The organism is Arthrobacter sp. 8AJ (assembly GCF_902506025.1).
GTDB lineage: Bacteria > Actinomycetota > Actinomycetes > Actinomycetales > Micrococcaceae > Arthrobacter.
Map to the genome: position 1 here is coordinate 4179875 of NZ_LR733289.1, position 19931 is coordinate 4199805.

The 19931-nt window shown below is 67.0% G+C and carries 19 protein-coding genes; 5 read left to right on the forward strand and 14 right to left on the reverse strand.

From position 1 onward, the window contains the following. Window positions 1–24: 24 nt before the first annotated feature. Window positions 25–1527, reverse strand: coding sequence for a tripartite tricarboxylate transporter permease (locus tag BACI349Y_RS19470; RefSeq protein WP_159634822.1), 1503 nt, complete (start codon window positions 1525–1527; stop codon window positions 25–27). Window positions 1528–1529: 2 nt separating this feature from the next. Further along, window positions 1530–2033 (reverse strand): tripartite tricarboxylate transporter TctB family protein, encoded by a 504-nt coding sequence (locus tag BACI349Y_RS19475; RefSeq protein WP_159634825.1) that lies wholly within the window; start codon window positions 2031–2033, stop codon window positions 1530–1532. 120 nt (window positions 2034–2153) lie between these two features. Here BACI349Y_RS19475 and BACI349Y_RS19480 point away from each other — a divergent pair, with 120 nt between their 5' ends. Continuing rightward, entirely contained in the window at window positions 2154–2954 is an 801-nt protein-coding gene (locus BACI349Y_RS19480) for an IclR family transcriptional regulator (RefSeq protein WP_159634828.1), read from the forward strand. A 157-nt stretch (window positions 2955–3111) separates the two neighbouring features. On the opposite strand, the gene BACI349Y_RS19485 is transcribed toward BACI349Y_RS19480, so the two are convergent. From BACI349Y_RS19485 to BACI349Y_RS19500, 4 genes are all read right to left on the reverse strand, one after another. After that, window positions 3112–4281, reverse strand: coding sequence for an MFS transporter (locus BACI349Y_RS19485; RefSeq protein WP_159634831.1), 1170 nt, complete (start codon window positions 4279–4281; stop codon window positions 3112–3114). Next, window positions 4278–4940 carry a GntR family transcriptional regulator gene (locus BACI349Y_RS19490; RefSeq protein WP_159634834.1) on the reverse strand — a complete coding sequence of 221 codons (663 nt, stop codon included), beginning with the start codon at window positions 4938–4940 and terminating at the stop codon, window positions 4278–4280. The genes BACI349Y_RS19485 and BACI349Y_RS19490 overlap by 4 nt, the downstream gene beginning before the upstream one ends. Before the next feature lie 147 nt (window positions 4941–5087). After that, window positions 5088–6464, reverse strand: coding sequence for an MFS transporter (locus BACI349Y_RS19495; RefSeq protein WP_159634837.1), 1377 nt, complete (start codon window positions 6462–6464; stop codon window positions 5088–5090). A gap of 188 nt (window positions 6465–6652) precedes the next feature. Then, window positions 6653–7525: an NAD(P)-dependent oxidoreductase gene (locus BACI349Y_RS19500; protein WP_159634840.1), complete on the reverse strand. Its 873-nt coding sequence runs from the start codon at window positions 7523–7525 to the stop codon at window positions 6653–6655. Between the two features lie 138 nt (window positions 7526–7663). Between BACI349Y_RS19500 and BACI349Y_RS19505 the strand changes: the two genes are divergently transcribed. After that, a complete protein-coding gene (locus tag BACI349Y_RS19505; RefSeq protein WP_159634843.1) occupies window positions 7664–7924 on the forward strand; it encodes a DUF3072 domain-containing protein in 261 nt (86 codons plus the stop codon). Window positions 7925–8067: 143 nt separating this feature from the next. Here the strand turns inward: BACI349Y_RS19505 and BACI349Y_RS19510 are convergent, their stop codons facing one another. Then, window positions 8068–8271, reverse strand: a complete 204-nt coding sequence (locus BACI349Y_RS19510) for a hypothetical protein (RefSeq protein ID WP_159634846.1) — start codon at window positions 8269–8271, stop codon at window positions 8068–8070. Between the two features lie 356 nt (window positions 8272–8627). Here BACI349Y_RS19510 and BACI349Y_RS19515 point away from each other — a divergent pair, with 356 nt between their 5' ends. Next, on the forward strand, window positions 8628–9917 hold the full coding sequence (locus BACI349Y_RS19515) for a glycosyltransferase family 87 protein (RefSeq protein ID WP_201302542.1): 1290 nt from the start codon (window positions 8628–8630) through the stop codon (window positions 9915–9917). A gap of 28 nt (window positions 9918–9945) precedes the next feature. After that, window positions 9946–11202, forward strand: coding sequence for a glycosyltransferase 87 family protein (locus BACI349Y_RS19520; protein WP_159634849.1), 1257 nt, complete (start codon window positions 9946–9948; stop codon window positions 11200–11202). Window positions 11203–11226: 24 nt separating this feature from the next. Here BACI349Y_RS19520 and mptB read toward each other — a convergent pair whose 3' ends face one another. Then, entirely contained in the window at window positions 11227–12852 is a 1626-nt protein-coding gene (gene mptB / locus BACI349Y_RS19525; protein ID WP_159634852.1) for a polyprenol phosphomannose-dependent alpha 1,6 mannosyltransferase MptB, read from the reverse strand. 149 nt (window positions 12853–13001) lie between these two features. Next, window positions 13002–13403: a MerR family transcriptional regulator gene (locus tag BACI349Y_RS19530; protein ID WP_201302543.1), complete on the reverse strand. Its 402-nt coding sequence runs from the start codon at window positions 13401–13403 to the stop codon at window positions 13002–13004. A gap of 231 nt (window positions 13404–13634) precedes the next feature. Between BACI349Y_RS19530 and BACI349Y_RS19535 the strand changes: the two genes are divergently transcribed. Beyond that, window positions 13635–15086, forward strand: a complete 1452-nt coding sequence (locus BACI349Y_RS19535; protein ID WP_159635970.1) for a SulP family inorganic anion transporter — start codon at window positions 13635–13637, stop codon at window positions 15084–15086. Window positions 15087–15147: 61 nt separating this feature from the next. Here BACI349Y_RS19535 and BACI349Y_RS19540 read toward each other — a convergent pair whose 3' ends face one another. From BACI349Y_RS19540 to BACI349Y_RS19560, 5 genes are all read right to left on the reverse strand, one after another. Beyond that, complete coding sequence (locus BACI349Y_RS19540; protein ID WP_159634858.1) at window positions 15148–16269, reverse strand: NAD(P)/FAD-dependent oxidoreductase; 1122 nt, start codon at window positions 16267–16269, stop codon at window positions 15148–15150. A 77-nt stretch (window positions 16270–16346) separates the two neighbouring features. After that, window positions 16347–17390 carry a Gfo/Idh/MocA family protein gene (locus BACI349Y_RS19545; RefSeq protein WP_159634861.1) on the reverse strand — a complete coding sequence of 348 codons (1044 nt, stop codon included), beginning with the start codon at window positions 17388–17390 and terminating at the stop codon, window positions 16347–16349. Then, complete coding sequence (locus BACI349Y_RS19550) at window positions 17390–18169, reverse strand: amino acid ABC transporter ATP-binding protein (protein WP_159634864.1); 780 nt, start codon at window positions 18167–18169, stop codon at window positions 17390–17392. The genes BACI349Y_RS19545 and BACI349Y_RS19550 overlap by 1 nt, the downstream gene beginning before the upstream one ends. Beyond that, complete coding sequence (locus tag BACI349Y_RS19555; RefSeq protein WP_159634867.1) at window positions 18166–18954, reverse strand: amino acid ABC transporter permease; 789 nt, start codon at window positions 18952–18954, stop codon at window positions 18166–18168. The genes BACI349Y_RS19550 and BACI349Y_RS19555 overlap by 4 nt, the downstream gene beginning before the upstream one ends. A 97-nt stretch (window positions 18955–19051) precedes the next feature. Further along, window positions 19052–19915, reverse strand: coding sequence for an ABC transporter substrate-binding protein (locus tag BACI349Y_RS19560; RefSeq protein ID WP_159634870.1), 864 nt, complete (start codon window positions 19913–19915; stop codon window positions 19052–19054). Window positions 19916–19931 lie beyond the last annotated feature (16 nt).

A 19931-nucleotide genomic window follows, 5' to 3' on the forward strand; every position in this document is an offset into this window, starting at 1 on the left:
GGAAATGCGCGTAGTGGTGGGGAATCAGGCTTCCGGGTCCTCCATGAGGGCCTTGGGTTTGCGGAGCTTGAGCAGGGGGCTGCAGATGATGAGCAGGCCAAGGCCGATCAGCACGGCGGAGATGGGACGGCTGGTGAAGACGGTGAAGTCGCCTTGGGATATTTCCAGCGATTCGCGCAGCGAGCGTTCCATCAGCGGCCCGAGGACCAGGGTGAGCACCATCGGGGCCAGCGGAATGTCGAGGTTCCGCAGTGCCAGGCCCAGGAGGCCGAAGCCGATCATGACGTAGACGTCGAAGACGCTGAAGTTGATGGTGTACGCCCCGATGACCATGAACACGAGGATCACTGCGGTCAGGATGGGGGTGGGCACGCGCAGGATGGAGGTCCACAGCCCCACGAGCGGGACGTTCAGGAGCAGCAGGAGGACGTTTCCGATGAAGAGGCTGGCGATGATGGCCCAGGCGATCTCCGAGTGTTCGGTGAACAGGCTGGGTCCCGGGGTGAGGCCCTGCTGCAGGAATGCGCCCATCAGCACGGCGATGGTGGGCGAGGCGGGGATGCCCAGGGTGAACAGCGGGATGAGGGCAGCGTTGGCGTGGGCATTGTTGGCGGTCTCCGGACCGGCCACGCCTTCGACGGCGCCCTTGCCGAGTTGGTGGCGAAACCGCGAGAACCTCTTTTCCGTGGCGTAGGAAAGGAGCGAGGACACGGAGCCGGTCATGCCGGGAATGAGGCCCAGTCCGAAACCGACGCCGGTCCCGCGGGCCATGGCGGGTGCACTGCGGCGCCATTCCGTCCTGGACGGGAACAGCTGCCGGAAACCTGGCGCATGCACCACCGGGGTGGGCTCGTTCCGGCGGAAGGAGAGGATTTCGGAGAGCCCGAAGACGCCGACGATGACGGCAACGAAGCTGACCCCGTCCATCAGGTTGTCAATGCCAAAGGTGAAGCGCGGTGCTCCGGCCACGGGATCGATGCCCACCATGGAGATCAGCAGGCCCAGGGCGCCGGAGATCAGGGCCTTGACCATGGACTTTCCGGCCAGGGCGACCAGCAGCGAGATGCCCACCACCATGAGCGCGAAGAACTCGGGCGGCCCCACCAGCAGGCCCATCTCGCCGAGCGGTTTCGCGGCGGCGACCAGGCCGACGGTGGCGATGGTGCCGCCGATGAAGGAGCCGACGGCGGCCAGCGTCAGCGCCGCACCGGCCCTTCCCATTTTTGTCATGGCATAGCCGTCGATGGTGGTGATGGCCGAGGAGGCTTCGCCGGGAGTGTTCAGCAGGACGCTGGTGATGGTTCCGCCGTACTGGGTGCCGTAGAAGATGGCACACAGCATGATGATGGACCCGGCCGGGTCGAGGTTGAGCGTCAGCGGGATCAGCAGGGCCACGCCCGCGACGGGTCCGACGCCGGGCAGGACGCCGATGATGGTGCCGAGCAGGCAGCCGAGGAAGGCAAACAGCAGGTTTTGCCAGGTCATGGCGGTGGCAAAGCCGCCGACCAGTTCGTTGAGGGTTTCCATGCCTAGAGTCCGATCAGGTTCAGCGGAGTAAATGCCGATACGGGAAGGGCCACGTTCAGGCCGTAGTTGAAGGCGTAGAAAGCGCCGACGCTTCCCGCCAGGGCGATGATCAGTGAGGGCACCCAGGCCCGGCGTCCCCGGATTTTCAGGTGGTAGAGCAGGAACGCGAACATGCTCAGCTGGAAGCCCAGCAGGTCCATCACGGACGCCAGGATGACCAGGCTGGCCACGACGGAGATGACCACCTCTTTGTCCACACCCTCGCCCCTGGCGCTGGGCCGGCGGAGTTCCTGGAGGAGCCAGACGGCCGACATTGCCACCAGGAGAGCCCCCATCGCGAAGGGGAACATTCCGGCGCCAGGGCCCAGCGACGTCCACAACCCCAGGCTGGCCGAGCTGACCAGGACATAGATGCCGACGGCGGCGAAGGCGCCGATCCCCGCCAGCACACCGGACGCGACCCGGACGGTGCTCCCTGCTTTTGTCGTGACTGACTCCGTTGTCATGAGTTTCCTTTTCACAGCGCGTCATTGCATTTCATAGAATGAAACTATATTGCGTACTGAGAAATAGTGACAGGAGACACAGGTACTGTCAAGCGCAAGAAACTTACATAGAATGAAAGAATGGCAACGACGACTTCCACCACGGCCGGCGCGGCAGAAGAGGGCCCCAAGTCCTCGAACATGCGCTCCCTCTCGAGGGCCATGGAGGTCTTCGCCGAACTGCAGCGGGCCGAACGGCCGCAGCGGCTCAGTGACCTGGCGCGGAACTGCGGCATGAGCCTGCCCACCACGCTGAGGATCCTCCGGGTGCTGCAGGATTTCGGGATGGTGAGCCAGACGGACAAGTCCTACCGGATCGGCCCGGCCGTCCTGCCCGCCGCACGGAGCTTCCTGGAGAACGATCCCCTGGTGGTCGCTGCCCGCCCCGTCCTGCAGCAGGTGGCATCGCAGACCGGGCTGACGGCGTCGCTGTATTCGCGGCTTGGGTTCGAGCGAATCCTGGTGGCGCGCGTGGACGGCGAGGCACCGCTGCGCTACGACCTGCCGCTGGGTAAGCGACTGCCGCTGACGCTCGGCGCCGCAGGAAAGATCCTGCTCGCATCGGCGTCCGATGACGAACTTCAGCAGGCGGTGGCGGCGGCCGTTGCGGCCGGCCAGGAAGACGCGGAGCTGACAGCGAAGGAACTGCGTGCGCGGCTCCCGGAACCTGGAACCGACTATGCGTTCTCCGCCGATGAGCGTGCCACCGGCGTCCTGTCGGTGGCCATGGCCGTGCCCAACCGGACGGGCCGGCCCACCGAATCGATCTCGCTCACCAGCCCGGTGGAAGCAGCCAGCGAGGCTACCCTGAAAGCCGGGGTTCCGGAACTGCGCCGTGCGGCCGGCCGGCTCTCCGAGCTGCTGGAGGGCTCCGTCTACTGACCCTCGCCGCAACCGCCTACCGCGACAAAAAGGCGGACGACGGCGTCACGCATGGCACGCTTTCGGCCCACCTGGGACGGGGAATCCCCGGAAACCCGGGGACCCGCCGTCGTGCGCTGCCTGAAAGCCTGCCCGGCGTGACGCTGGGCAGCAGCTGTCAGTCCAGCTGCACCCCGCGAAGCAGCAGGAGCGTCCCTCCCACCACGACGGCTGACGCCAGGAACACGCCGCCCGCACCCAGCCCGGCGGCAACGACGCCGATGGCGCTGGGGAGGACCACCTGTCCCACCCGGTTGCCGGCGAGCCGCAGGGCCAGCGCCCGCCCCCGCTGCCCGGCCGGCGCCTGCGCCGAAAGCCAGGACATGGTCAGTGGCTGGCCGATGCCCAGCCCCAGCCCCAGCACGGCCATAACACCAAAGAGCAGCCACGCCGGCATGGGAATGGCTGCGGCTGCCAGCGCCGCGGTGGACAGGGCCAGACTCACCACCAGCAGCCGCATCCGGCCAATCCTCCGGGACACCCGGCCCAGCAGGAGCCGCGACACCATGGAGAAGACGGCGCGGACGGTCAGCATGGCGCCCACGGTTGCCGCGGTGAGTCCACGGTCGGCGCCGAGGGCCGGCAGGTAGACCATGGTCAGGTCCACCACGGCCAGGACGGTGGCGCTGGTGGCGAGGGCCCGGGCCACGCCGGGTGACTTCAGCAGCGATACCGCACTGCCCGTCCCGGCGGAAACGGCCTGCCTTTTCCCGGCGCTGACGTGGGCCGGGACAACAAAGGTGGTGGCGAACAGCACCAGGCTCATGACGACCGAAAGAAGGAAGATCGCCTGGGTGTCGGGACGGATGGATGCGCCGCCCACCAGGGAAATCGCCAACGGCCCCAGGGCCTGCCCCAGGGACGCGGCAAAGGTCAGGTATCCGAACGCGGAGTCCATCCGGGACGAAGCGGCATTGTTGGCCACCACCGCCTGCTGCCCCACGACGCACGCCAGTTGCCCGGCCCCCAGCAGCGCGGTTCCGATGACCAGGGCCACGATCGAGGATCCCCACAGCAGCAGGAAGGCAGAGCAGGAGAGGACGACGGCGGACCCGATCGCCATGAGCCGGCGCTCACCCAGGCGGTCCACCAGGCCACCCGTGGGCACGGCAAGCAGCAGCGGAAAGACGGCGTAGCTGGCGGCGAGCAGGCCCAGGGCGAAGCCGGGGACATCGAGCTCGAGCGCACGGTAGGTGGCGGCGGGGCGGACCAGGAAGGTGACGGCCTGGATGAGTGCGGAATGGACCAGCAGGGCCGTGGACGTGAGCCGTCCGAGTTCACCGATCATGCGCTGGTTGTGGCGCCGGAGATGGCCCTCACCGCGGCGTCCCGGGCGCCCATCACGTGCTCGAAAGCGATGGCGGCAGCCTTGTCCGGATCGCCCCCGGCCACCGCATCCACCAAGGTCCGGTGCTGGGCCAGGGCCTGGTCCCGGCGCTCCTGGGTGCTGTTGGTGAAGTGCCGGTACCGCTCCATATGGCTCGAGATCTGGCCGTGGAAGCGGCGGGCCCAGGAGTTTCCGGCGATCGCGGCGATTTTTGAGTGCAGCGCCATGCCCTGCTGCATGGCGTCGTCGGCGAACGTCACCATGGCGGCGTTGCGTTCAAGGATGCCGTGCAGGGCTTCGATGTCAGCAGGCGTCGCTTTCAGGCAGGCGTTGCGGGCCATCAGGGATTCCATTGCCGCGCGGACCTCGTAGAGCTCCGAAATGGCAGCTTCGTCAAGGGCCGGCACCAGCACCCCGCCTGTGGGCTGCTGTTCCAGCAGGCTTTCCGAGATGAGGCGCCGGATGGCCTCACGCAGCGGCGTGCGGCTCACCTGCAGCGCCGATGCCATCGCCGGTTCGAAGATGCGCTCCCCCGGTTTCAGCTCAAGGCTGAGGATGCGGCGCTTGAGTTCCTGGTAGACAAAGTGAGCGCCGGTGTTCCGGGCGGGTGATTCTGGCATCGTTTGTACCTCCGCCAGTCATCATACTTGTATACATCTATACAAATCGTCATTGCGTGCATGCCGCCCTGCCCGGGGCACAGGCCGGCCCACGAAGAAGGAGGGGCAGCACGCGCTGCCCCTCCTTCTGACTGGTTGACGGCGGACCTAAGCGCGGTCTGCGGCTCGTCCGGTCTTTTGCGTTTCCAGGTCCTCCAGGGACGTACCCCTGGTGTCGGAGCACATCAGGGTGGCCACGGCCGAGACCAGGCAGATGCCGAGCGTAGTCAGTCCGATGGTCAGCGGGATGTTCGCGGAACCGGGAGGGGCGATCGCGGTGAAAATGCTCGGGAAGAACGACACGATCATGAGCCCGATGTTCTGCGAAACAGCGAAGCCGGTCACCCGGATCCGCATGGGGAACTGCTCCTGGAAGAACGTGGCGAATGTGGCGTTCCACATCTGGAAGAAGATGCCCTGCACGATCACCACGCAGACGAAGACCAGTGGCAGGCTCCCCTGCTCGATCGCCCAGAGGTATCCGGTCACCAGGACGCCGCCGGTGACGCCGCCGGCCGCCATCAGCATCCGCCGGCCGATCCTGTCCGAGAGCGCGCCGAACACCGGAATGGTGGCCACGGCCGCGATATTGGCCACCAGCGTCACCCACAGGAACTCGCTGCTGGAGAACCCGTTGCCGTAGCCCTTCTGGGTGGCAAAGGAGACGCCGAAGATCAGGGTGGCCATGCCGATGACATTGGTGAAGGTCATGAGGATGCAGCGGAGCAGTGCGCCCGGCCGGGTGCGCAGGAGCTCGGCGAGTGGAAAGCGCTGCGCGGCCCCGGCGGTCCCGGGCTGCGCGGCGTAGGCGGGAGGCTCGGTCACGCGGCGGCGGATGAGGTAGCCGGCAAAGATGACGACGGCACTGAGCAGGAACGGGATGCGCCAGCCCCAGGAGCCGAACTGGTCAGCCGGAAGGAGGGCGGCGAGCGGCAGCAGGACGGCGGCGGCCAGGATCGACCCCACCTGGGTGCCCTGGAGGCTGAAGCTGGCGAAGAAGCCGCGCCGGGCATCCGGCGAGTGTTCGACGATCATCGCGCTGGCGCCGCCCAGTTCGCCGGCCACCGCGAAGCCCTGGATCAGGCGGAGGATCACCAGGAGGGCGGGGGCGAGGAGGCCCACCTGCCCGTACGTGGGCAGGAGCCCGACGGCGAAGGTGGCAAAGCCCATGAGCAGCATGGCGAAGACGAGCACCTTCTTGCGTCCGCGCCGGTCCCCGTAAGCACCGAGGACGACGGCGCCTACCGGGCGGGAGACGTATCCCACCGCATAGGTTGCAAGGGAGGCAATGATCCCAACGGTCGGGTTTTCCGCGGGAAAGAAGATGGTCGGGAAGATCAGCGTGGCAGCCAGCGAGTACAGCGCGAAGTCGTAGTACTCAAGGGCACTTCCGATCCAGCCGCTCATTGCCGCCTTCTTGGGATCCCGCAGACCCGCCCCAGCAGCTGGACTGGAAGGGGCCACGCGGGTTGGGGTGGTGCTCATGTGCTTGTCCTTCGTCTTCATTGGCAAGGAACCGAAACCCCTGGAAACAGTTGGGGCGGTGTCTGCGCAGAAACCCACGGGGGACGGGCTTGGGCGGCAGCTCTTGAATCGATTCATCCAATATAGAAGGTGACGTGCATTACGTCAACGGGCAAGCGCTATCCAGCCTGCTCTGGGAGCCCCGGCTGCTACCTGCTGGCGTAGTACGCCGCAGCCATGTCCTGCTTGGCGCGGCCCTGTTCTGCCACCCGGTCCAGCCGGGCGGCGAACGCTTCGGCGCCGTCGAGCTTGAGGCCCTGCTCAGCGGCGGCATCGACGATCAGGTGTGCATCCTTGCAGGCGGTGTCCACGGCGAAGGACGCAGGCTCGAGTCCCTCATCCAGGATGAGCCCCATCTTGGTCCGCAGGTAAGGAAGGTCCAGTCCGCCGCCGTCGATTACGTTGAGGAACTGCTGCGGATCGACCCCGAGCGCCTGGGCAAGGGCAACCACCTCGCCGGCGGCGTTGGAGGCGGCAATGACCCAGCTGTTCACCACAAGTTTGAGCCGCGCGGCGGACCCTTCAGCGGGGTCCTGCCCCGTCCAGACGGTTCGGGCGCCAATAGCATCCAGCACCGGTGCCACCCGCCGGCGCACAGCGTCAGGCCCGGCGGCCAGCACCAGGAGCTGGCCGGCTTCCGCGGGCGCGCGGGTGCCTGACACGGGCGCCTCCACCAGGTCCAGGCCGAGCTCCGCGGCCAGTTTGGCCACAGCGGGCGCGTCCTGCACACCCACGGTGGTGGACTGGATCCAGGCCGTGCCTGGCCGGAAGCCCGGGGCTGCAGCCCGGACCACTTCTTCCACCGCGGCGGCGTCATAGAGCATGGTCAGGACCACGTCGGCCGCTTCCACGGCGTCGGCGGGACTGGCGGCACGCCGGGCGCCGTCAGCAGCCAGGGGTTCCGTTTTGGCCGCATCCCGGTTCCACACGGAAACCTCGTGACCGGCCCGCACGAGGTTCCGGGCCATGGCCGCTCCCATGATTCCCGTCCCGAGCACTGCGACTTTGAGCTTGGTATCCATCGAGTCATTCTCCTGGCTGCGTTGATGTCCGGCGTCTACCTACTCAACGTCTCCATGATTCCCCGACTTATTCAAGCGGAGGCACTCCAGAGCGCACGCTCCAGTGGAATGTCTGCGCCCCGGCCTAGACTCGTACCCATGAGCGACAGCAACCAGGAAACGATCGGCAGCCCGGAACCCGAACCTAACGCAGGGCTCAACAGGGACCCGGAAGACTGGGTGACCGGGGACGAGCCCATGACGGCAGCCCAGCGCAGCTACCTCGATACCCTTGCACGCGAGGCGGGGGAGGAACTTCCCGCTGACCTGAGCAAGGCGGAGGCGTCAAAGCACATCGACCGGCTGCAGCAGCGCAGCAACCGCGTGGGCGGCGGCGGGGACAGCAGCGCCGGCAGCTAGACGCGGCAAGCGGGCGACGCCGGCACTGACGGCAGCGCCGGCAGCTAGACGCGGCAAGCGGGCGCCGCCGTCAGGGGCAGGGTAAGTTCGACGACCGGCTTTGTGCCAGGGGGCCGGCTGTGTCAGCCGCCGGCTGAAGGGGCCTACCAGGCCTGGTGTTCGCGGGTGAGGCCGAAGGGGACGGCGTCGCTGAGGTCCACCGTGAACTTGTCGGCGCCATGGCGGGTCACCAGGATGCCGTGGCGGCGGCCGATCAGTGCATGGGCCTTAGCAGCTGCGACCGCGGCGTCCAGCTCGGTGTCCATGCTGTGGCGGTCGGAGACGGTGAGGGTCAGGGGGAAGTTCATGGATGTTGCCTGTGTCTTTCAGGGGATGGGTGGGCATACCCCGCCCAGCGCTCCCCCTGGCTGCATAGGCGGTTGGCGCTTTCGCGCCTCGACCCATGGTGCCTGAGCAAAAATGTGCCAGCAACTTTAGATAAATGACGCAGGTCAGCGCCTTGGGCGCCACCCTTTGTCCTGACAATTACTGGCCGCAGGGCGCTGTCAATTAGAGTTGAAAGGGAGTGGGAGCCGTTTTCCGGGGCTTCCATCTGCCTCCGAAACCCGCCTCGCGGCCCACCCGAGCCATTATTGCGCGACCGCTGACTGTGCAACGACCTGACAAGGATTCCGCCATTTCCACCGACGCTCTCTTCGGCAATCTGACCAGGATCCGCAATGTCATCCTCCCCGCGCCCGTGCGGAGCGGCCTGAACTCCGGGCGCGGACTGCTGGGCGGCTTCATCGTGGTCCATTTGGTCTTCCTGGTCTTCGCAGCTTCGCTCTCCCTGCGCGGCGAGGCGTTCAGCGACACCTTCATCTACCGCGACTGGGCCATGGCCGGCTTCAACGACGCCAACCTCCGGGGCGGCCCCAGCCCCTGGGTTTATCCCATCCTGGCCCTGATCCCCATGGCTATTGCGGGCCTCGCAGGCCCTGGACCGTTCTTCTTCCTCTGGGTCCTCATGACAACCGTCCTCAATGGCTGGGCGCTGCTGAAACTCACCGGGCGCGGCCGCAACGCCAACGCCATCCCCGCGGGCTGGTGGTGGCTGGCCTTCACGTTCCTCATGGGCTGGCTCGGCTTCGCCCGCGTTGACGGCCTCACCGCCCCGCTGGTCCTCGTGGCCCTGGCATACGGCGTCCAGCGCCCGTTCATCGCCTCGGTCCTGCTGGCCATCGGCACCTGGGTGAAGGTCTGGCCGGCGGCCATCATGCTGGCCCTGTTCGCCGTCGTGAAGAACCGCCTGCTGGTGGTGCTGGCAGGAATCGCGACGACGGCGGGCGTCGTTGCGCTGGCGGCAGCCCTGGGCAGCGTCCCCAAGCTCCTGAACTTCCTCACCCAGCAGGGCGACCGCGGCATGCAGCTCGAGGCCACCTTCACCACCCCGTGGCTCTGGCTTTCCGTCCTGAACGTGGGCGGCTCCCGGATGTACATGAACACGGACATCAACTCCATGCAGGTGGACGGCCCCGGCACCGCCACCATGTCCGTGCTGATGCAGCCGCTCCTGGTCCTGGCCGCCCTGCTGGTGGCAGGCCTGGCCTTCTGGGCGCTCCACAACGGCAAGCAGCACAAGGTGGCCGGCGGCGTGGACCGGACCGAGCTGCTTCTGGCCGGCGCCCTCGCCCTGGCCGCCGCCTTCGTGGTGTTCAACAAGGTGGGCTCGCCCCAGTTCATGGTGTGGCTGGGCCCCGCCGTCGCCGTCGGCCTGGCGCACAGCTGGCGCGAATGGCGCGTCCCGGCACTGATGCTGATCGCCATCGCCGTGGCCACCTACTTCATCTACCCCCTCTTCTACGACGCCCTCAGCCACAACAACCCGTGGATGGCACTGGTGCTGACCATCCGCAACATCCTGCTGGTGGTCCTGTTCCTGTGGAGCGTCCGGCGCCTGTACTCACTGGGCAAGAAGACCGCCGCACCCGCCCCCGCGCTCAAGGAGACCTGAGATTTCCACAAGGTTCTTTGACCGTTTGGTGACGGTCCGCAGCAAAGTCCTGCCAGCCAAGGTGGTGGACTGGTTCGCCCGTCCGTCCAGCGTGTGGTGGGGCTTCGCCGTCGTCCACTTGTACTTCCTGGGCTGGATGGCGTCCTTCTTCCTGAACGGCGATACGTTCAGCGACACCGAGCAGTACCGGCAGTGGGCCATGGCCGGGTACAACCCGGCGGACCTGACCGGGAAGATCAGCCCCTGGGTCTACCCCGTGCTGGCGCAGATCCCCATCTTCCTGGCGAACATCGCCGGGCCAAGCCTCTACCTCCTGGTGTGGTTCCTGATCATCACGGCGCTCAACGCCGTCGGCCTGCTCTACCTCACCCGCGGCCCGCGGAAGGTGACGGGCGTTGCGCCGGCCTGGTGGTGGCTGTTTTTCACCGTCTTCATGGGCTACCTGAGCTTCGCCCGGGTGGAAGGCATCACCGCACCGATCGTGCTGATCGCGCTGCTCTACGCGGCTGACCGGCCCGTGGTGGCGGGCGTCCTGCTCAGCGTGGCCACCTGGATCAAGGTGTGGCCTGCAGCCGTGCTGGTACCCATCGTCATCGCGAGCCACAAGCGGGTCCAGGTGGTGCTCGCCGGTGCCGCCGTGACCGCCGTCGTTGGACTGGGGACCTGGCTGACCGGCGGGCTGCCGCACATCATGGACTTCCTGCTCAACCAGGGCGAGCGCGGCATGCAGCTCGAGGCCACCTTCTCCACACCGTGGGTCTGGCTGAGCGTCTTCCACATCGCCGGCTCCAAAATGGCGGACAACACGGCCATCAACTCCACCGAGGTCTACGGCCCCGGAGCCAGTACCGCAGCGTTCCTGATGCAGCCGCTGCTGGTCCTCGCCGCCGTGACCGCCGCCATCCTGCTGGTGCGTGCCATGCGGCGGGGCGCCGAGCGCGAGGAACTGTTCCTTGAGGGCTCCCTCATGATGGTCACCGCGTTCATCGTCTTCAACAAGGTGGGCTCGCCGCAGTTCATCATCTGGCTGGCCCCGGTGATCATCGCCGGCCTGGCCCACGACTGGGAGCGCTGGAAGGTGCCCGCGGCCCTGCTGATGGGCATTGCCATGACAACGTTCGTGATCTACCCGCTGTTCTACACGCCCCTGATCCACGCCCACCCGGTCATGGCGGCCATCCTCACCACCCGTAACGTGCTCCTGGTGGTGCTGCTGTGGTGGTCGGTGAAGCGCACGGCGGAACTGGGCCGCAAGACCTCCACGCGGGTGCCGGCGGAAGCCTAGCTTTTTATGTGGCCGGCCGCCCGGCTAGCGGCTTTCGGACCGGTCGACGGCGGCTGGGGCCTGGGGTGCGCGGGTGCGGCGTACCGCCCGCCGTTCCAAAGCCCACTGCCACCCGCGCCGGGCCAGGTCCAGGGGCTTTCCCTCGATGAGCAGTTTCCGGGTGTGGACGTCCAGCACCAGCAGGTAGAACGTGAAGGCCAGGGCGGTGAAGAACGCCAGGGAAGACGCGTCGATGGGCAGTTCCACGAAGGACCAGACCGAGAGCTGGTCCTGCGCGCCGAACACCACGAAGAACGTCACGCCCACGTACAGCGAGCGGATCTGCCAGTCGTCCCGGATGCCGGTGACGGCCAGGAACGGCAGGAACCACAGGATGTACCAGGGCTGGATGATGGGTGAGAGCATCACCACGGCGGTGAACGCCAGGGCCATCCGGCGCACCGCACGGGAGTAGTCGCCGCGGAACATCAGCAGCAGGACCAGGGCGATGGCGGCCCACTTCATGGCCGTCCTCAGCCAGGTGGCCAGCGTTCCCCCGGGCAGGCCCAGGGCGTTGGCGAGCATCTCCACCTGCTGGCCCAGGAAGCCCGACGGCGAGTACCCCGTGTAGCCGGGGGTGGGGTCCATGATGGCCCAGGTCCAGCCGATGCCCAGGTTGTAGGGGATGCCGCTGAGGGCCAGCACGCCAAAGCTGATGCCCGCCGTCGCGCCCCACATCAGGAACTTGCGCGGCCACGAAGCAGAGGGGCCCGCCCACATGACCCCGATGAACGGCAGCAGCAGCACGGTGATGGGCTTGATGCCGATGGAGGCGGTGACCAGGAGGATGCCCGGCAGGTAGCGGCGGGTGGCGGCCAGGTAGACACCGGCGACGGCGAGCCCCACCATGAGTGCGTCGTTGTGGGCACTGGCGATGAAGCTGATGAGGAACAACGGGTTGGCCACGGAGATCCAGAGGGCCCGAGCACCGTTGATGCCGTGCAGTTCGGCCAGCTTGGGGACGTAGATGACGCAGAGCAGGACGCCGACGCCGGCCAGGAGCCTGAAGAGCAGGACTGACGCGTCGGGCTGGGCGCCGGTCAGCCCCACGACGGCGCGCGCCAGCCACAGGAAGTACGGCCCGTAGGGGGTCCGGTTCTCGGCCCAGGCGGGGTCGGCGCCCAGCGAAAACCAGTTGTTGAGGGTGGAAATGCCCACCTCATACGGGTTCTGGCCCTCCTGGACCAGGCGGCCCTGGCCGGTATAGGCGTAGACGTCGCGGGAAAAGACCGGGACGCAGAACAGCAGCGGCAGGGACCAGGCGGAGATGGCCACCACCACGGACCGCAGCGAGGACTGCCCCCAGTCCCCCAGGCGCTGGCCCAGCCTCAGCCAGGAGCGCATCAGGAGCATGGCGCCGGCTGTCAGCAGCACGGTGGATACGGCAACACCCCACCCCTCGGTGCGGAGCGCGATGACCACCGGCTGGCGGATCATGGGCGAGCCGTTGGCGATCCAGCCCGTGCCGATGGAGCCGACAAACATCATGAGGGCGCCGATGAAACCTTCGATGGTGGCGAGGTAGGCGCGGCCCCTGGCGGGCGCGGAGGCGTCGACCGGTTTGCCCGGCCGGCTCTCCGACGTCTCAAGGTGTGACCCGCCTGCCGTCATGATTGTGTGGTCCCCTACTTTGTTACGGCACTGGTTGCACCGGCTCTCTGGGCCGCCCTGCAACCCGGTCATTTTATCAGCCGTGCTTACTGCTGCCCCGGGGCCATGGCCGCGCGGCAAGGCACAGTTTGGCAACAGCGGCGGGTCCCCTACCGAGCGCGCAGCAGCGCCAGGAACTCGTCTGCCATGCCGAGTTGTTCCTCCAACTTCGCACGGCGCCGCGCTGCTTCTTCAATGAAACCGTTCAACTCAGTCCTGATGGCCGTAACATCCTCGCCCGGCGCGGCCGCCTCCAGGGCGTCAATGACCTTCAGGAGCCCGGCCATGGCTTCGAGCGTGAACCCCAGCGGTTTCATCCTGCGGATCAGCAGCAGGCGCGCGAAATCGCGCTCGGTGTAGAGGCGGAATCCGCCGTCGGTGCGGCCGGACGGTTTGAGCAGGCCCACCTCGTCGTAGTGGCGGATGGTGCGCAGGGACATCTGCGAACGGTCCGCGAGTTCGCCGATATGCATTGTGGCCACCACTTCTTCGGCGGTCATCTCTTTCACCATCACGTCACCCATCCGGCTCAACCCTCACGTTAGGGTAGTGTTGCATGCGCAGCCGGCAGTCACCGGCGCCTTTTCTCTCCACCCCAATTGTCTTCCATGGCAGGGCTGGACCCTTGCGCACCGTGGCGCGCACAACGTTGCCCACCCGCTCTTTCCTGAGAGCCAAGTCCCTGGAGCCGCTCCTTGGCCGTCGCCGACCGCCCCCGCCCCACCCGGCAGCCGAACACCGTCATGGCCGCCCTGCGCTCTCCGCGGCAGCTGACCCGCGAAGTCCTCGCCGGCATGGTCACCACCCTCGCGCTCGTCCCGGAGGTCATTTCGTTCTCGATCGTGGCCGGGGTGGATCCGATGGTCAGCCTTGTCGCCTCCATCGTGCTTGCCCTGGCGATGTCCATCCTTGGCGGACGGCCCGGCGTCGTGACGGCGGCTGCGGGCTCCGTGGCCCTGGTCATCGCACCGCTGGTGCACGAGCACGGTGTCCAGTACGTCCTGCCCACGGTGCTGCTTGCAGGGGTGATCCAGGTGGTCTTTGGCCTGGCCGGGCTTGCCCGCCTGATGCGGTTCATCCCGCGATCCGTGATGATCGGGTTCGTCAACGCCCTGGGTGTGCTGATTTTCATGGCGCAGGTGCCCCATGTCCTCAATGTCCCCTGGCTCGCCTACGTCCTGTTTGCCCTGACGCTGGCCATTATTTTCGTCCTCCCCCGCTTCACCAAGGTGGTCCCGTCACCGCTGGTGGCCATCGTCGTCGTCACGGCGATCGCCATCCTTGCGGGCCTTGCTGTTCCCAACGTCGCCGACGAGGGGCCCCTGACCGGCCAGATGCCGGGATTCACCCCGTTCCTGGTTCCGTTTGATGTTGAGACCTTCAAGCTGGTCCTGCCCACGGCGCTGAGCGTGGCGTTCGTCGGCCTCATGGAAACCCTCCTCACGGCGAAACTGGTCGATGACATCACTGAGACGCCCTCGCACAAGGGCCGCGAGTCTTGGGGCCTGGGCGTCTCGAACATCCTTGCCGGGTTCTACGGCGGCATCGCCGGCTGCGCCATGATCGGCCAGACCGTCCTCAATGTGAAGACCGGCCAGGCCCGGACCCGCATCTCAACTGTTGTGGCCGGGGTGTTCCTGCTGGCCTTGGTGACGGGGCTGAGCCCGATCATGGGGCAGATCCCCATGGTGGCCCTGGCCGCGGTGATGATGGTCGTGGCGGTCACCACGGTGGACTGGCACAGCGTCAAGCCGTCCACCCTCAAGCGGATGCCGCTGCCGGAGACGATCGTCATGGGCGTCACAGTCGCCGTGGTGGTGTTCACCGGCAACCTGGCCTACGGAGTGCTGGTGGGCGTCATCCTGGCGATGGTGCTGTTCGCCCGCCGGGTGGCCCACGTCATCACCGTCGAGCGGAACCTGGCGGACGACGGCGGAAGCGTGCGTTACGAGGTGGTGGGGCCGCTGTTCTTCGGCAGCAGCAATGACCTCGTGGAGCATTTCGCGTACGCCGACGATCCCGCCTCGGTGACCATCGACCTTAGCCGCGCCCAGATCTGGGACGCGTCAACAGTGGCGGCCCTGGACTCCATCGAAACCAAGTACGGGCACCACGGCGCCGCGGTGGCCATTGAGGGCCTGGATGAGCGCAGCACCGGCTTCCACCGGCGCCTCACCGGCCATTTGGGCGCCTGACTTTCGGCGCGCGTCCAGGAGCGGGGCCGCACGTCTGCGGTCCCGCTCCTCCGCGCATGACCTAGGAGAACCGCCCCGGCCGGAACGTCGCCAGCATCGGATGCTTCCGGCCCGTCAGGATTTCACCGGCAAGAAGTTCGCCGGCGATAAGGCCCAGGGTGGCACCGGAGTGCGTGAAGGCAACGAAGCAGCCCGGCACCTGGCCGAGTTCGCCCAGGACGGGTTCGCCGTCACCGGGGATCGGCTTGTAGCCCATCTTCCAGGAGGCCGGCTTGAGTTCCGGATTGCCGGCAACCAGCCTGGAGGCTTCATCAGCCAGTTCCTGCACCACTTCTTCCGGGACGGTGAAGGAACCGTCCGCGTGCTCGGTGATGTGTTCCTCGTACCAGTCGTGGTCCAGCGCGAACGTGCCGCCGGGGTTGGGCCGGAGCGCGGCGCGCGGGGTATTCATCACGGCGGTGACGTCGTGCTGCACCTGTTTGGTCACCACCAGCATGGACACCGGCGAACCATTGGGGATGTGCACGCCCAGGGGCTGGACGACGGCGGGCGTCGCTGCCCCGCACGCCACCAGGACGGCGTCGGCCGGGTAGGTCCCACCGGACGAAGTCTCCACGCCGGTGGTGCGGCCGCCCTTCACCATGACGGAGGCCTTGCCGGCATTGAGGACCAGTTCGCCGCCACGGGAGTGGAACTCCTCCATCAGGAAGTCGATCAGGTCCGGAAGGCTGACCCAGCCTTCGCCGGGGTTGAAGATGGCGTTGTCCGGTACGGCACTGGAATCGATACCGGGGGTGGCTGTTGCAATCTCTTCCGGAGCCAGCAGTTTGGAGTCGTAACCGATGGACTTCTCGTAAGCGTGCCGCGCCTCGGTCGTTTCAGCCTGCCCGTCCGCGTTCCACATGAGTCCGCCTCCGAACTGGAGCCACTCCCGCTTGGGGTCCGAGGCGAAGAGCGTGCGGTAGCGGTCCACGCCGGCAACCCGCAGCTGGTGGTACGGGGTGGACCGTTCGCCCGCTGAGTTGAGCCAGGACAGGGAACGGCCGCTGGCTTCGCTGGCCAGGCCGCGCTCGGTCAGCAGGATCACGGAGGCGCCTTCGCGGAGCAGGTGCACGGCGGTGGAAACGCCCAGGATTCCGCCGCCGATAATGGCGACGCGCTTGGTGGCTGTGGCAGAGGACATTGGTGTCCCTTTCTGTGGAATTCGTGGTTCTGGGTTGGACGCGAACGGTGCGTCATGGAGAAGAGTTGGGGGGAGCCTCAGGCCAGGGCGTGGATCCCCTCGATGACTTTCAGTACTTCGAGGGGGCCGGCGGGGTCGACGGGCAGCGACCCCTCCCCGTGCAGGGCTGCGGCCAGTTGCACGTAAAACTGCGGGTAGGCGCCGCGTTCGGCAGGAACGGGGGACGTTGCACCATCGATGCCCAGGAGCCCCCAAGACTCCTGGGGATCGAGGCCATATGCCGGATCCGACGGCGGCATACCCGCTACGAGCGCAGGTTCCTGGCCGTCAAGACCCCACTTGGTGTATCCGGCCGCGGAGCCGAGGACGTGGAAGCGGGCGCCCGCCTGGGCGGCCATGCCGTTCATCCACAGCCGGGAGCGTACTCCGGAGGCATGCAGCAGTGACACGAAGGCCTCAGTGTCGGCAGCGTCCGGATGTTTCCCGCGGTTGGCCGTCTCGCCGTAGCTCCGTTCCACCGGGCCAAACAACTGGATGGCCTGGTCGATCAGGTGGGCTCCCAGGTCGTGCAGGATGCCGCCGCCCTCGGCAAGGGACACGGTGTCCCGCCAGTTCCCAAACCCTTCCGGCCGCCACCACTCGAACCGTGATTCGAAGCTGCTGACCTGCCCCAGCGCTCCCGAGGCCAGGATCTTCCGGAGGGTAAGGAAGTCTGCATCCCACCGGCGGTTCTGGAACACCGTAAGCCGCACCCCGCCGTCGTCCGCCCTGCTGAGCAGTTCCCCACCCAGGGCGGACGTGGGCACGAACGGCTTGTCCACCACCACGTGCAGGCCATGAGCGATGGCCGTCGCGGCCAGTCCGAAGTGGGTGTGCGGCGGGGTGCCCAGGATGACCAGGTCCAGGTCCGCGGACAGGGCGAAAAGCTCTTCTGGAGTTCCAACGATCCGTGCCCGTGGGTAGAGGCGCGTCGCCTCGGCCGCGCGCCCGGGCTGGGCCGTGACGATCACGTCGAGCGAGAAATCCGGGTTGGCCGTGACCAGCGGGGCATGGAACACCTTGCCCGAGATGCCGAAGCCGACGACGGCGGTCCGGATGGGTGCAGCGGGAACCGTACCCATTAGAGCACCTCGGAGAGGAAGCGCTGGAGGCGTTCGCTGCGGGGGTTGTCGAAGAGTTGGGTGGGGGTTCCTGCTTCGACCACTTCACCTTCGTCCATGAAGACCACCTGGTCGGCGACTTTGCGGGCGAAGCCCATTTCGTGGGTGACCACCAGCATGGTCATGCCGCGGCGGCCCAGGCCCGCCATGAGGTTCAGGACGCCCTTGACCAGTTCGGGGTCCAGGGCGCTGGTAGCTTCGTCGAAGAGCATGACTTCGGGTTCCATGGCCAGGGCGCGGGCGATGGCGACGCGTTGTTGCTGGCCGCCGGAGAGGTCGCGGGGGCGGTGGTCGGCGCGTTCAGCGAGGCCTACTTCGGCAAGGCGCTGGCGGGCTTTGGCCGCGGCCTGGGCCTTGGGCATGCCCTTCACGGCCCAGAGTGCCAGGGCAACGTTCTCTTCGGCTGTGTGGTCCGGGAAGAGGTTGAAGTGCTGGAAGACCATGCCGATGCGGGTGCGCAGGGTGTCCGGGTTGGTGCCGAGGATGCTGTCCCCGGCCAGGAGCACGTCACCGCTTTTGGGTTCATGCAGCCGGTTGATGCCGCGCAAAAGGGTTGATTTGCCGGAGCCGGAGGGGCCGATTATGCAGGTAGTGGTGCCCGGTGCAACGGCGAGGCTGACGTTGCGCAGGACCTCGATCTCGCCGTAGGCCATGGTCAGGTTGCGCAGTTCCAGGCTGGAACCGTGGAATGTCGGGACTTCCTGCCCGGTGGTGTTTTTGGTGGTGGTGGGGGTGTTCATGTATTGCTCCCGGTGGTGAGCGGCGAGGCCGCGTCGAGTTCCTTGACTTCCTTCAGCCCGCTGGTGGGTGGCGCGGCCCGGCGGCGTCCGGTGCGGAACTTGTTGTCGAAGTGGTTTACCAGGTGCGTCAGCGGGACGGTGATGACCAGGTAGAACAGGCCTGCCGCGACCAGGGGTGAGAGGTTGCCGGAGAGCACGGCGGCGTCCTGGCCCACGCGGAAGAGTTCGCGTTCAGTGACCAGCAGGCCCAGGAAGTACACCAGGGAGGAGTCCTTGACGATCGCGATGAACTGGTTCACCAGGGCCGGAAGCACCCGGCGTACGCCCTGGGGCACCACCACCAGGGCCATGGACTTGGCGTAGCTCATCCCCAGGGCGCGGCAGGCCTCGCCCTGGCCCTTGTCCACGCTGAGGATGCCGGCGCGGAAGATCTCCCCGATGTAGGCGCTGGCGATCAGGCTCAGCGCGATGATGCCCAGCGGGTAAGGGGACGGCCCGAAGATCGACTGGCTGAGCCGGGCGAAGCCCTGGCCGATCAGCAGGATGGTCAGGATGGCCGGCAGGCCCCGGAAAAGGTCCGTGTAGATCCGGGCCGGAACCCGCAGCCATTTCGAGGGTGAGATGCCCATTACGGCCACCACCATCCCCAGCACCGTGCCAAGGACGGTGGCGGCGATGGAGATGATCAGCGTGTTCAGCAGGCCGACCGCCAACAGTTGGGGCAGGACCTCGGCCATAGCGCCGAAGTCGAAGAAAGTACGGATGATGGTGTTGAACCAGTCCATGGTTGCTCTCAGACGTAGATTGGGTGGAGGTGCCGGGGCGGGCCGCGGCCAGCGGGGCCCGCCCCGGCAGTGAAGCCGGAGGGCTGGTGCGCGCGGGCTACTTGCTGGGCGCGGGTGAGGCGGAGGCGGCCTGTTCGGCCTTGGGCAGGTACTGCTTGGGCATCGGGGAGCCCGGGAACCATTTCTGGTAGAGCTTCTTCCAGGTGCCGTCCTCCATGGCTGCGGCCAAGCCCTTGTTCAGGGCTTCCTTGAAGGCGGTCTTGCCCTTGGCGACGGCGAACCCGGCCGGAGCGTCGAAGGACGGGATGTCCGCGGCGCTGACCAGGCCGTGCTGGTCCTCGTAGGCCTTCGCTGCCTCGTAATCCAGGAAGTGGGCGTCCACGCTGCCGCTGTTCACGGCCGCGATGGCGGTGTTGTTGTCCGGGAAGCGGACCAGGCTGGCCGAGGTGAAGTTCTTGACGGCGTACGCTTCCTGCAGGGTTCCCTGGACCACGCCCAGGCGCTTGCCGGCCAGGCCCTCAGCGCTTGTGATGCCCGACGTCTTGGTGGTGATCACCGTCAGGTAGCCGGCCAGGTAGCCGTCCGAGAAGTCCACGGTTTCCTTCCGCTTGTCCGTGATGCCGATCGCGGCCACACCGGCGTCGAACTGCCCATTGGCCACTGCGGCCAGGAGGCCGGAAAAGTCCTGTCCGGTGAAGACCACGTTGTCCACACCGGCCCGGTGGGCCACATCCTTGAACAGTTCGACGTCGAAGCCGGTGAAATTACCGGACGCGTCGGCGAAGGTGTACGGCTTGGAGTCGCCCAGGCTGGCCACGCGGATGGTGCCCGGCTGGATCAGGCCGTAAGGGTTGTTCTCAGTGGTGGAAGCGGCGGAGGTGGAGTTGCAGCCGGAGAGCGCCAGGACCGCAGCCAGTGCTGCGGCGGCGATTCCGGCCGGGCGGAGGTTCTTTTTCTTCACAGCATTGTCCAATCGT